The organism is Streptomyces sp. CY-1 (assembly GCF_047218265.1).
In the GTDB taxonomy this organism is placed as follows: Bacteria; Actinomycetota; Actinomycetes; order Streptomycetales; family Streptomycetaceae; genus Streptomyces; species Streptomyces niphimycinicus.
In genome coordinates, this window is the sequence record NZ_CP178393.1 from 8,516,085 (window position 1) to 8,527,895 (window position 11,811).

General features: G+C 71.5%; 10 protein-coding genes. 3 read left to right on the top strand and 7 right to left on the bottom strand.

Features of this window, described 5'->3' with window-relative positions; translation table 11 throughout:
- Positions 1-22: 22 nt before the first annotated feature.
- From fdhD to ACK1X7_RS36685, 6 genes are all read right to left on the bottom strand, one after another.
- The gene (gene fdhD / locus ACK1X7_RS36660) at positions 23-898 is read right to left on the bottom strand and encodes a formate dehydrogenase accessory sulfurtransferase FdhD (RefSeq protein WP_385145335.1); all 876 of its coding nucleotides are present in this window, start codon (positions 896-898) and stop codon (positions 23-25) included.
- Between the two features lie 5 nt (positions 899-903).
- A complete protein-coding gene (locus ACK1X7_RS36665; RefSeq protein ID WP_385145337.1) occupies positions 904-1,776 on the bottom strand; it encodes a 2Fe-2S iron-sulfur cluster-binding protein in 873 nt (290 codons plus the stop codon).
- On the bottom strand, positions 1,773-3,653 hold the full coding sequence (locus ACK1X7_RS36670; RefSeq protein ID WP_413116182.1) for an NADH-ubiquinone oxidoreductase-F iron-sulfur binding region domain-containing protein: 1,881 nt from the start codon (positions 3,651-3,653) through the stop codon (positions 1,773-1,775). The genes ACK1X7_RS36665 and ACK1X7_RS36670 overlap by 4 nt, the downstream gene beginning before the upstream one ends.
- 2 nt (positions 3,654-3,655) lie before the next feature.
- On the bottom strand, positions 3,656-5,605 hold the full coding sequence (locus ACK1X7_RS36675) for a molybdopterin oxidoreductase family protein (protein ID WP_385145341.1): 1,950 nt from the start codon (positions 5,603-5,605) through the stop codon (positions 3,656-3,658).
- Between the two features lie 217 nt (positions 5,606-5,822).
- Complete coding sequence (locus ACK1X7_RS36680) at positions 5,823-5,945, bottom strand: MFS transporter small subunit (RefSeq protein WP_385145343.1); 123 nt, start codon at positions 5,943-5,945, stop codon at positions 5,823-5,825.
- Entirely contained in the window at positions 5,942-7,333 is a 1,392-nt protein-coding gene (locus ACK1X7_RS36685) for an L-lactate MFS transporter (RefSeq protein WP_385145345.1), read from the bottom strand. Before ACK1X7_RS36685 ends, ACK1X7_RS36680 begins: the two co-directional genes overlap by 4 nt.
- Positions 7,334-7,474: 141 nt before the next feature.
- Here ACK1X7_RS36685 and ACK1X7_RS36690 point away from each other — a divergent pair, with 141 nt between their 5' ends.
- Positions 7,475-8,152 (top strand): GntR family transcriptional regulator, encoded by a 678-nt coding sequence (locus tag ACK1X7_RS36690; RefSeq protein ID WP_385145347.1) that lies wholly within the window; start codon positions 7,475-7,477, stop codon positions 8,150-8,152.
- Between the two features lie 33 nt (positions 8,153-8,185).
- On the opposite strand, the gene ACK1X7_RS36695 is transcribed toward ACK1X7_RS36690, so the two are convergent.
- Complete coding sequence (locus tag ACK1X7_RS36695; protein ID WP_385145349.1) at positions 8,186-8,476, bottom strand: hypothetical protein; 291 nt, start codon at positions 8,474-8,476, stop codon at positions 8,186-8,188.
- 231 nt (positions 8,477-8,707) lie between these two features.
- Between ACK1X7_RS36695 and ACK1X7_RS36700 the strand changes: the two genes are divergently transcribed.
- Both ACK1X7_RS36700 and ACK1X7_RS36705 read left to right on the top strand, forming a co-directional pair.
- Positions 8,708-9,889, top strand: coding sequence for an ROK family transcriptional regulator (locus ACK1X7_RS36700; protein ID WP_043235769.1), 1,182 nt, complete (start codon positions 8,708-8,710; stop codon positions 9,887-9,889).
- Between the two features lie 372 nt (positions 9,890-10,261).
- Positions 10,262-11,791, top strand: coding sequence for a sugar ABC transporter ATP-binding protein (locus ACK1X7_RS36705; protein ID WP_385145351.1), 1,530 nt, complete (start codon positions 10,262-10,264; stop codon positions 11,789-11,791).
- Positions 11,792-11,811: the final 20 nt, after the last annotated feature.

Consider the following 11,811-nt stretch of genomic DNA (forward strand, 5'->3'; position numbering starts at 1 on the left):
CGTGCAGCGGGCGGACCGCTTCTCAGGTCCCGCCGACCGCTGTCCGCAGAGCGAGTCGCTGCTCGCCCGCGTACACGTTCATCGAAGTGCCACGGAGGAAGCCGACCAGGGTCAGCCCCGTCTCCGCCGCCAGATCCACCGCCAGCGACGAGGGCGCCGACACCGCCGCCAGCACCGGGATCCCCGCCATCACCGCCTTCTGCGCCAGCTCGAAGGAGGCGCGGCCCGAGACCATCAGCACCGACCCCGACAGCGGCAGCAGACCCTGCTGGAGCGCCCGCCCCACCAGCTTGTCCACCGCGTTGTGCCGGCCCACGTCCTCGCGCAGGTCCAGCAGCTCACCGTCCGGGGTGAACAGTCCCGCCGCGTGCAGCCCGCCGGTCCGGTCGAAGACGCGCTGCGCGGCGCGGAGCCGGTCGGGGAGCACGGAGAGCGTCTCCGGCTCGATCCGGACGGGAGAACCCCCGCCGTCCGCCCCGTCGCCGAGACCGTCCGCGAGCGGCCAGCGCGCCGTCGTCCGCACCGCGTCCAGGCTGGCCTTGCCGCACAGCCCGCAGGAGGACGTCGTATAGACATTGCGCTCCAGGGTGATGTCCGGGACCGGCACACCCGGAGCGAGCGTCACATCCACCACGTTGTAGGTGTTGGATCCGTCCTCGGTGGCGCCCGCGCAGTAGACGATGTTCGCCAGCTCGTCCGCGCGCCCGAGGACGCCCTCGCTCACCAGGAACCCGGCGGCCAGGGCGAAGTCGTCGCCCGGTGTGCGCATGGTGATCGCCAGCGGTTTGCCGTTCAGCCGGATCTCCAGCGGTTCCTCCGCCACCAGGGTGTCCGGCCGGGTGCTGACCGCCCCGTCCCGGATGCGGATGACGCGGCGTCGCTCGGTGACCCGTCCCATGTCGATCAGTCCCGGTTCTGTGCGTGGTTCTGTACGTGCTGGTATCCGAAACGGCCCTTGATGCACAGGTTCCCGTGGGTGACGGGATTGTCGTGCGGCGAGGTGACCTTCACGATCTCATTGTCCTGCACATGGAGGGTGAGATTGCACCCCACACCACAGTAGGCGCATACCGTCGTCGTCTCCGTCTGCGCCGACTCGTCCCAGGCCCCGGCCGCCCGCATGTCGAACTCCGTCTTGAAGCTCAGCGCGCCGGTCGGGCACACCTCGATGCAGTTGCCGCAGTAGACACACGCGGAGTCGGTAAGGGGCGCGTCGTGCTCGGTGGAGATCCGGGCGTCGAAACCGCGGCCCGCGACCGCGATCGCGAAGGTGTTCTGCCACTGGTCGCCGCAGGCGTCCACGCACTTGTAGCAGAGGATGCATTTGTCGTAGTCGCGGACGTACAGGTCGTTGTCGACCTTCGGCTCCTCGGCCACCCGGGCGGCGTCCGGGCCGAAGCGGTCCGGCTCGGCTCCGTACTCCTCGATCCACTCGGCGGCGCGCGGGGTCGTCGACAGATCGGTCGAGGAGGCCAGCAGCTCCAGGACGACCTTACGGCTGTGCCGGGCGCGCTCGGTGTCCGTGCGCACTTCCATGCCCTGCTCCACCCGGCGGGAGCAGGCCGGGGCGAGGGTGCGGGCGCCCTCCACCTCCACCACGCACACCCGGCAGGCGTTCTTCGGGGTGAGCGTGTCGCCCTGGCACAGGGTCGGGATGTCCTTGCCCGCGGCGCGGCACGCGTCCAGCAGGGTGCTGTCCTCCGGGGCGCGGACCGGCTCGCCGTCCAGGGTGAGGTCGACCAGACGGCGCGGGGGTCGCAGCGGTATCGCGGTCACTTGAAGGCTCCCAGGCGGTCGATGGCGGACTCCACGGCGTTCCAGGCGGTCTGGCCCAGACCGCAGATCGAGGCGTCCCGCATGACCCGGCCGACCTCGCGCAGCAGCGCGATGTCCCCGGCCGCGGCGGCGCCCGTAAGGTCCTTGATCCGGTGCAGCGCCTCCTCCTGCCGTACGGTGCCCACCCGGCAGGGGACGCACTGGCCGCAGGACTCGTCGCGGAAGAACTCCGCGATGCGCAGCAGGATGCGGGACAGGTCGACGCTGTCGTCCAGGACCAGCACCACCCCCGAGCCGAGGGTGGTGCCCGCGGCGCGGGTGCCCTCGAAGGTCAGTGGGACGTCCAGCTCGTCGGGGCGTACGAAACCGCCCGCCGCGCCGCCGAGCAGCACCGCGCGCAGCGTCTTGGGTGGCCCCGCGAGCTCCAGCAACTCGCCCAGCGTCGCCCCGAACGGCAGCTCGTAGACGCCGGGCCGGGCGACCGTGCCGGAGACGCAGAACAGCTTGGTGCCCGTCGAGGTGCCGGTACCGGTGCGGGCATACGCCTGCGCACCCTCGATCAGAATCGGCAACACATTGACCAGCGTCTCCACGTTGTTGACCGCGGTCGGCTTGCCGAACAGCCCCTTCTCGACCGGGAACGGCGGTTTGCTGCGCGGTTCACCGCGCCGCCCCTCGATCGAGTTGAAGATCGCGGTCTCCTCGCCGCAGATGTACGCGCCCGCACCGCGCCGGATCTCGATGTCGAACGCGAACCCCTGCCCCATGACGTCCTCGCCGAGGAAGCCGCGGGCCCGGGCCCGGTCGATGGCGGTGCGCAGCCGGAGCAGCGCACGGGGGTACTCGCCGCGCAGATACAGATAGCCGCGGTGGGCCCCGGTCGCATAGCCCGCGATGGTCATGGCCTCGATCAGGGCGTACGGATCGCCCTCCATCAGGACCCGGTCCTTGAAGGTGCCCGGTTCGCTCTCGTCGGCGTTGCAGACCAGATAGTGCGGATGGTCCGGCTGCTGGGCGGTGGCCGCCCACTTCCGCCCGGTCGGGAACGCGGCCCCGCCCCGCCCGACCAGCCCCGCCTCGGTGACCTCCCGGATCACCCCGGCGGGTCCGAGCGTGAACGCGCGCCGCAGGGCGGCGTATCCGCCGTGGGTGCGGTAGTCGTCGAGCGACCCCGGATCCACCACCCCGACCCGGCGCAGCAGCACCAGGCCGTCGGCGCCGGTCTGAGGGACCGTGGCGCCGGTCTGAGGGACCGTGGCGCCGGTCTGGGGGACCGCGGCCGCCGCGGGGGGTTCGCCCGGCGCCACGTGCGGCGCCGACGCCGCGTCGGCCACCGCCTCGGCCGTGGCGGGGGCGACGACCGCCGCCTGCGGGGCCTCGCCCGCGCGGATCGCCAGGGCCGCCGGGGCACGCTCGCACAGGCCCAGACATGGGCTGGGCTGCCACACGGCGCCGGACCCGGCCGAGCCCGCCGGGCCCAGGTCCCGTTCGAGCTCCGCGCACACCCGGGCGGAGCCCCGGGCCGCGCACGCCAGGTCCGTGCAGACGTGGACGACGGTCGCCGGACGGGGTTTCACCGCGAACATCGCGTAGAAGGTCGCGACCCCGTAGCCCTCCGCCGGAGGGACCGTCAGCCGGCGGCACAGATAGTCCAGGCCGCCCTCGCTGATCCAGCCCACCCGGTCGTTGAGGGCGTGCAGCCCCGGCAGCAGCAGTTCGCGCCGCTCACGTGCCTCGCGGCCGCCGCGCGCCCAGCGCAGATCGGTGTCGTTGCGGTCGTCCGCGCCCTCCCAGGCGGATTCGGGCGGGCCGAGCAGGGCGTCGACCGCCGCCCGCTCCTCGTCCGTGGGCTTGCCGGCACCGAAGCGCAGATCCACGGTCAGCTCCTTACGGCGGTCACGGGAATCTTCTCGATCCTTATGGCCGACGCCTTGAACTCCGCAGTCCCCGCGATGGGGCAGTTCGCCTCGATCGTCAGGGAGTTGGTGTCCACCTCGTCGGGGAAGTGCATGGTCATGAAGGCGAGCCCCGGCCGCAGCCCGGGATCGATCCACACCGGCGCCACCACCGAGCCGCGCCGCGAGGTGACCCGCACCCGCTCCTCGGTCTCCACCCGGTAGCGGGCCGCGTCCTCCGGGCACAGCTCGATGTACTCGCCGCGCCGCAGCGGAGAGGCGAACCCCCCGCTCTGCACCCCGGTGTTGTACGAGTCCAGGCGCCGCCCGGTGGTGAGCCGGATCGGATAGGCGTCATCGGTCAGATCGACCGGCGGATCGTGCTTCACCGGGCCGAAGGGGGCGAGGGCGCCGCGCCGCGCCGGATCGCCCTCCCACAGCCTGCCGTGCAGATAGGTGGGTTCGAGGCGGTCGGTGCTGGGGCACGGCCACTGGATGCCCTGGTGCTCCTCCAGCCGCTCGTAGGTCATGCCGAAGTGGTCGGGGGAGACGGCGCGCAGCTCGTTCCACACCTCCTCCGCGCTCTCGAACTTCCAGTCGTGGCCCAGCCGCCGCGCCAGCTCGCAGATGATGTCGATGTCCTCGCGCGCCTCGCCCGGCGGCTCCACGGCCTTGCGCACCCGCTGGACGCGGCGCTCGCTGTTGGTGGTGGTGCCCTCCGTCTCGCACCAGCCGGCGGTCGCCGGGAGCACCACATCGGCCAGCTCGGCGGTCCTGGTGAGGAAGATGTCCTGGACCACCAGGTGTTCCAGCGACTCCAGCCGCCGGACGGCCTGTTCGGTGTCGGCCTCGGACTGGGCCGGGTTCTCGCCGATGCAGTAGACGGCGCGCAGTTCGCCCGCCTCCATGGCCTCGAACATCTCGGTGAGGTTCAGCCCGTAGCGCGGCTGGATGACCACGTCCCAGGCGCGCTCGAACTTGGACCGGGTGGGCGGGTCCAGGATGTCCTGGAAGCCGGGCAGCCGGTTGGGGATGGCGCCCATGTCGCCGCCGCCCTGGACGTTGTTCTGGCCGCGCAGCGGCTGCAACCCGCAGCCGTACCGGCCGACATGGCCGGTCAGCAGGGACAGATTGATCAGCGCCCGGACGTTGTCGGTGCCGTTGTGGTGCTCGGTGATGCCGAGCGTCCAGCACAGTTGGGCGCGCTCGGCGGTGGCGTAGGCGTGCGCGAGATCGCGGATGGCGTCCGCCGGGACGCCCGTGACCTTCTCGGCGACGCTCAGGGTCCAGGGCTCCACATGGGCCGCGTACTCCTCGAAGCCGCTGGTGGCGCGCTCGATGAAGGAGCGGTTGGCGAGCCCCGCGTGGATGATCTCGCGGCCCACGGCGTGGGCGAGCGGGATGTCGGTGCCCACGTTGAGCCCCAGCCAGCTCTCGGCCCATTCGGCGGTCGAGGTGCGGCGCGGATCGACGGCGTACATCCGGGCGCCGTTGTGGATGCCCTTGAGGACGTGCTGGAAGAAGATCGGGTGCGCGAAGCGGGCGTTGGAGCCCCACATCACGATGAGGTCGGTGTCCTCGACCTCCGCGTACGACGACGTGCCGCCGCCGGAGCCGAAGACGGCGGACAGCCCCGCGACGCTGGGCGCGTGGCAGGTGCGGTTGCAGGAGTCGACGTTGTTGGTGCCCATCACCACCCGGGCGAACTTCTGGGCCACGTAGTTCATCTCGTTGGTGGCGCGGGCGCAGGAGAACATGCCGAACGCGTCGGGCCCGTGGGCCGCCGTCACGGCCCGGAACCCGGCGGTGGCCCGGCTGAGCGCCTCCTCCCAGGAGGCGCGGCGGAGTTCACCGCTGACCGAGTCCCGCACCAGGGGGTGGGTCAGCCGCGGGTACTGCTTCTGCTGTCGGTCGCGCTGGCGGTTACGGGCCACGACGGGCTCCTTACGGCGGTCACGCCGCGGTGCGACGTGAGGGAACCGAGCGTCCGGGTATCGTCGACAGGATATTGAATACAGTATGCCTCGGGAAGGGGTCAAGGAGTCGAACGACACCTCAACCCCCCTCCCGTCCGCCGGTGCTGGGACGTCGGCCGGTGAAGAGAGCCCACGGGGGGAAGCGAGCTCGGCCGGTGAAGCCGGTAAGGCGGGCTCAGCCCGTGAAGAGCTGGGTGGCCTTGCGGATCAGCTCGTAGACCCCGTACGCGAAGGGCAGCGCCACCCAGGCCCAGACGGCCACGGTCAGCGCGGTGCGGTTGCTGGTGGGTTCGGTCATCGGTCCGCACCCTTCTCGGCGGGCGCCGACTCGGCGGCGTCGGCCGTCGCGGTGGCCGGTTCGTGGAATCGCGGATGGACCGGCCGTACCAGTTCGTTGGCGACGAAGCCGACGATCAGCAGCGCGATCATGATGGTGAGGGAGAGCGAGTACAGCCCGGGGCCGGTCTTCCCCGCCTCCTCCTGGTGGTCGGCCACCTTGTTGACGATGTACGGGCCGAGGACCCCGGCCACCGACCACGCGGTGAGCAGCCGACCGTGGATCGCGCCCACCTGATAGGTGCCGAACAGGTCCTTCAGATACGCCGGAACGGTCGCGAAGCCGCCCCCGTAGAAGGAGAGGATCACCAGCGCGCACACCACGAACAGGGGCTTGGAGGAGTCCCCGAGCTGCGCGATGGCCAGATACATCAGCGCGCCCACGCCCAGATAGATCCGGTACATGTTCTTGCGCCCGATGAGGTCGGACGTGGACGACCAGACCAGCCGCCCGGCCATGTTGGCCGCCGACAGCAGGGCGACGAAACCGGCCGCCGCGGTGGCGGTCACGGGGGTGTCGGTGTCCTTGAAGTAGTCGCCGATCATGGGCGCGGCCTTCTCCAGGATGCCGATGCCCGCCGTCACGTTCATGCACAGCACCACCCACAGACACCAGAACTGGGGGGTGCGCAGGGCGTTGCGCGCGGAGACGTCGGCCGTGCTGACCAGGTGCCCCTGCTCCTGCGGCGGCTCCCAGCCGGCCGGCCGCCAGCCGTCGGCCGGTACCCGTACCAGCAGCACGCCGAGGGTCATGAAGACCGCGTAGGTCAGGCCGTGCACCAGGAAGGTGGTGGCGATGCCGCCGTTGTCGGTGCCGAAGCGCTCCATCAGCCAGCTCGACCAGGGCGAGGCGATCAGCGCGCCGCCGCCGAAGCCCATGATGGCGATGCCGGTGGCCATGCCGGGCCGGTCGGGGAACCACTTCATGAGCGTGGAGACGGGGGAGATGTACCCGATGCCCAGACCGATCCCGCCGATGAAGCCGTAGCCGAGGACGACCAGCCAGTACTGGCTGGTGGCGGCGCCGAGCGAGGCGACGAGGAAGCCGGAGGAGAAGCAGACGAGGGAGACGAACATCGCCCAGCGCGGGCCGTTGCGCTCGACGAGCGTCCCGCCGAAGGCGGCGGACAGGCCGAGCATCACGATGCCGAGCTGGAAGGGGAGTGCGCTGGCCGTGCCCGAGAGGTCCATGGAGGACTCCAGGGGCGGCTTGAACACGCTCCAGGCGTACGCCTGGCCGATGGAGAGATGGACGGATAGGGCGGCCGGCGGCACCAGCCAGCGGCTCCAGCCCGGTGGGGCCAGGGTGCGCGAGCGGTGTAGCGGGCCGAGTCGATCATTGGAGAGCATGTGCCCGGACTTTAAGGATTCAACGAGTCAATGACCAGACGTAGAAGCGCCTTGGATATGTCGGCCGCGTGGACGGGATGGGTAAACTGTAGACAATAACCAATCCGGGTATCCGGTGAACGGCGAGCCAGAGGGGGCGCGATGCTGTCCAGGGGACTGCCGCACGGCGCGGTACCGAAGCTGGAGCGGCCCGGTCCACTCCGCGAGCGCGTCTACGAGGCGCTGCTCGAGCTCATCACCACCCGCGCCCTCCGCCCCGGCCAGCACCTCGTGGAGAGCGAACTGGCCGGGCAGCTCGGGGTCTCCCGCCAGCCGGTGCGCGAGGCCCTCCAGCGGCTGAACACCGAGGGCTGGGTCGACCTGCGGCCCGCACAGGGCGCGTTCGTCCACGAGCCCACCGAGGAGGAGGCCGATCAGCTCCTTACGGTGCGCACGCTCCTGGAGGCCGAGGCCGCCCGGCTGGCCGCCGCGGGTGCCGACGCGGCCGGGATCGCCGCGCTTGAGGAGCTGTGCGCGAAGGGCGAGCGCGCGGTGCTGGACGACGATGTGGACGGCGCGGTCGCGGCGAACGCCGAATTCCACGCCAAGGTGATGGAGTTGGCCGGAAACGCGGTCCTGTCCGAGCTGGCCGCCCAGGTGGGCCGCAGGGTCCGCTGGTACTACACCCCGGTCGCCCGGCAGCGCGGCAAGCAGTCCTGGATCGAGCACCGCGAGCTGATCGCGGCCATCACCGCCGGAGATGAACACGGCGCCACGGCCGTCATGCGCGCTCACACCGAACACACCCGCGTCACGTACCACGACCGCGAGCGGCCCTGACCCCTCCGCCGCACCGGCCGTCGCCGGGTCGCGTCATGCCCGAGTGGCGTCGATGCGCTCGACCGCTTCCTTGGCCTCCTTCAAGTCGGCTTCGGTGAGCTGCCGATAGACCTTGATGGCCTCGAACTTCTTGCCCTCCCGCAACAGGGCCGTCACCCGCCGCAGGTCGGGCCCGACCACCTCGATGCCCAGGTGGTCGAGGATCAGGTCCAGCTTGTGCTCGATACGGTCCGCCCTGCGCTGGATCTTCTTGATCCTCGACTCCAGCAGCGGATATTGCATGACGAGGACCATGAGCAGGATGTACGCCGCCGCTATCTCCATGACCGCCGATCGTAGTGGTCGCAATGGCCGAACCCTTTCGCCGGTCCCGCCCTCCCGAGCCGCTGCCTCTCCGTGCTGTCCCGAAATCAACTCCGCTTTGTCCTGCGACAGGAGAAAGTCGTAGCCAATTGCGGCGCAAGTTCTTCCCACCCCCGACAACCGCTGCTACGTTCCCCGTGAAAGCCCGGTGACATGGATGCCGATGACGGCGGGAGGGGCAGCGTGAGGCGCATGACGGCACGACCGGCCAACGCGCATCAGGCACGACTGCTCCGTCTGCTGCGCGACGGCGGCCCCAACTCCCGTGCTCAGCTAGGTGATCAGATCGATCTCTCGCGTTCGAAGCTCGCCGTGGAGATCGACCGGCTGCTGGAGACCGGGCTGGTGGCCGCGGACGGGCTCGCGGCCTCGCGTGGCGGCCGGCGCTCGCACAACATCCGGCTCGCGCCCGGGCTGCGACTGCTCGGCGTCGACATCGGCGCCACCTCCGTGGACGTCGCCGTGACCAATGCCGAACTGGAGATTCTCGGCCACCTCAACCAGCCCATGGATGTGCGCGAGGGACCCGTCGCGGTCTTCGAGCAGGTGCTGGACATGGCCGCGAAGCTCCGGGCCTCCGGGGTGGCCGAGGGGTTCGACGGGGCGGGCATAGGAGTGCCCGGCCCCGTGCGGTTCCCCGAGGGCGTGCCGGTGGCACCGCCGATCATGCCGGGGTGGGACGGCTTCCCCGTACGGGAGGCACTCAGCCAGGAGCTGGGCTGCCCGGTGATGGTCGACAACGATGTGAACCTCATGGCGATGGGGGAGCAGCACGCCGGAGTCGCCCGCTCCGTCAAGGACTTCCTCTGCGTCAAGATCGGCACCGGTATCGGCTGCGGGATCGTCGTCGGCGGTGAGGTGTATCGCGGTACGACGGGCAGCGCGGGCGACATCGGCCATATCCAGGCCGAACCCGACGGCCGCCCCTGCGCCTGCGGCAACCACGGCTGCCTGGAGGCGTACTTCGGCGGTGCGGCGCTGGCCCGCGACGCCGAGGCGGCGGCCCGCGACGGCCGGTCCGCCGAACTCGCCGCCCGGCTGGAGGAGGTGGGCAGCCTCGCCGCCACGGATGTCGCCGCTGCGGCGTCGGCGGGCGACGCGACCGCCCTCGACCTCATCAGGGAGGGCGGCACCCGTACGGGCCAGGTCATCGCCGGGCTCGTCAGCTTCTTCAACCCCGGTCTGGTGGTCATCGGCGGCGGTGTCACCGGGCTCGGCCATACGCTGCTCGCCGCCATACGGACCCAGGTCTACCGCCAGTCCCTGCCCCTGGCCACCGGCAACCTCCCCATCGTGCTGGGCGAACTCGGCCCGGCCGCCGGGGTCACCGGCGCGGCCCGCCTGATCAGCGACCACCTCTTCTCCCCGGCCTGACGGCCTGACGGCCTGACGGCCTGACGGCCTGATGGCTTGACGGCCTGATGGCTTGACGGCCCGATCCCGCCCGGGGTGACGGCCTGACGGCCCGATCCCGCCCGGCCACGGCCGGTCCGCACCTCGGCACAGCGCAGCAGCACGGCATCCGCACCGCCCCTCGACGTACGCCACGCCGAGGACGAGCCGCACGACCGGCACCACCGAGCCGCACGACCGGCACCACCGAGCCGCACCACCGGCACCACCGAGCCGCACCACCGGCACCACCGAGCCGCACCACCCAGCCCCAGCCCCGCCGCGCCCCCGCAGCGGCTCCGGCACGCCCAGCGACCCGCACCGCATCGAGCGAACCCGCCGAGGAGGCCAGCCATGGCACCGGCACCACCCGACCCGCGCCCGCTCCTCACCATGTCCGCGATCACCAAGTCCTTCCCCGGCGTACGGGCCCTGGACGGCGTCGACCTCGATGTCGAAGCGGGCGAGGTGCACTGTCTGCTCGGCCAGAACGGCGCGGGCAAGTCCACCCTGATCAAGGTGATCGCCGGGGCGCATCAGCCCGACAGCGGCGAGATCCTCTGGCGGGGCACACCGGTCACCCTCAAGTCGCCCATCGCCGCCATGCGCCTGGGGATCGCCACCATCTACCAGGAACTCGACCTGGTGGAGGGGCTGTCCGTCGCCGAGAACGTCTTCCTCGGCCATGAGATGGCCACCGCCGGTTTCGTCCGCTCCCGTGCGGCCCGCACCGCCACCGCCGCGCTCCTGACCCGGCTCGGCCACCCCGAGATCGACCCGGGGCGGCTGGTCGGGGAGCTGTCCGCGGCCGGACAGCAGATCGTCTCGATGGCCCGCGCGCTCTCCCACGACGTCCAGTTGATCGTGATGGACGAGCCGTCCGCGGCCCTCGACCCCGACGAGGTGGACAACCTCTTCCGCATCGTCGGCGATCTGACCGCCGCCGGGGTCGCCGTCGTGTACATCTCGCACCGGCTGGAGGAGATCCGCCGGATCGGTGACCGCGTCACCGTGCTCAAGGACGGCCGCGCCGCGGCCCGCGGGCTGGACGCCCGCACCACCCCGACCCGCGAGGTCGTGGCCCTGATGACGGGCCGGGACGTGGAGTACGCGTTCCCGCGCCGCACCACGGCCCCTCCGCTCGCCACCGCCACGCCCGTACTACGGCTGGAAAACCTCGGCCGGACGGGGGAGTTCGAGCCGATCGACCTCGAAGTGGCGCCCGGTGAGATCGTCGGGCTCGCCGGACTCGTCGGCTCCGGGCGGTCCGAGATCCTGGAGACCGTCTACGGTGCCCGCCGCCCCACCTCGGGCCGGGTCCTGGTGGACGGCCGCGCGCTGCGTCCCGGCAGCGTGTCCGCCGCCGTGCGCGCCGGGCTCGGGCTCGCTCCCGAGGAGCGCAAGGCCCAGGCGCTGCTGATGCTGGAGTCCGTCACCCGCAATGTCTCGGTCTCCTCGCTGCCCCGCTTCTCCCGCGCCGGATGGGTGGACCGCGGCGCGGAGCGGGCGGCGGCCCGCCAGTGCGTACGCGACCTCTCGCTGCATCCCGACGACCCGGAACGGCCGGTGCGCACCCTGTCCGGCGGCAATCAGCAAAAGGCCGTACTGGCCCGCTGGCTGCTGCGCGGCTGCCGGGTGCTGCTGCTGGACGAGCCGACGCGCGGGGTGGACGTCGGCGCCCGCGCCGAGCTGTACGCCGTGATCCGCCGACTCGCCGACGACGGCATGGCCGTCCTGCTCGTCTCCAGCGAACTGCCCGAAGTCCTGGGCCTCGCCGACCGGGTGCTGGTGCTCCGCGAGGGCCACGTCGTCCATACGGCGCCCGCGCGGGAGCTGGACGAGCACCGCGTCCTCGATCTCGTCATGGAAGGGAGCCCGTCGTGAACTCACCCGGGAGCAGGCCG

What these genes read in the sequence shown, in the direction of transcription:
- fdhD (WP_385145335.1), bottom strand. Translation starts at nt 898, where the DNA reads ATGGGACGGGTCACCGAGCGACGCCGCGTCATCCGCATCCGGGACGGG.
- ACK1X7_RS36705 (WP_385145351.1), top strand. Translation starts at nt 10,262, where the DNA reads ATGGCACCGGCACCACCCGACCCGCGCCCGCTCCTCACCATGTCCGCG.
- ACK1X7_RS36690 (WP_385145347.1), top strand. Translation starts at nt 7,475, where the DNA reads ATGCTGTCCAGGGGACTGCCGCACGGCGCGGTACCGAAGCTGGAGCGG.
- ACK1X7_RS36680 (WP_385145343.1), bottom strand. Translation starts at nt 5,945, where the DNA reads ATGACCGAACCCACCAGCAACCGCACCGCGCTGACCGTGGCCGTCTGG.
- ACK1X7_RS36685 (WP_385145345.1), bottom strand. Translation starts at nt 7,333, where the DNA reads ATGCTCTCCAATGATCGACTCGGCCCGCTACACCGCTCGCGCACCCTG.
- ACK1X7_RS36695 (WP_385145349.1), bottom strand. Translation starts at nt 8,476, where the DNA reads ATGGAGATAGCGGCGGCGTACATCCTGCTCATGGTCCTCGTCATGCAA.
- ACK1X7_RS36700 (WP_043235769.1), top strand. Translation starts at nt 8,708, where the DNA reads ATGACGGCACGACCGGCCAACGCGCATCAGGCACGACTGCTCCGTCTG.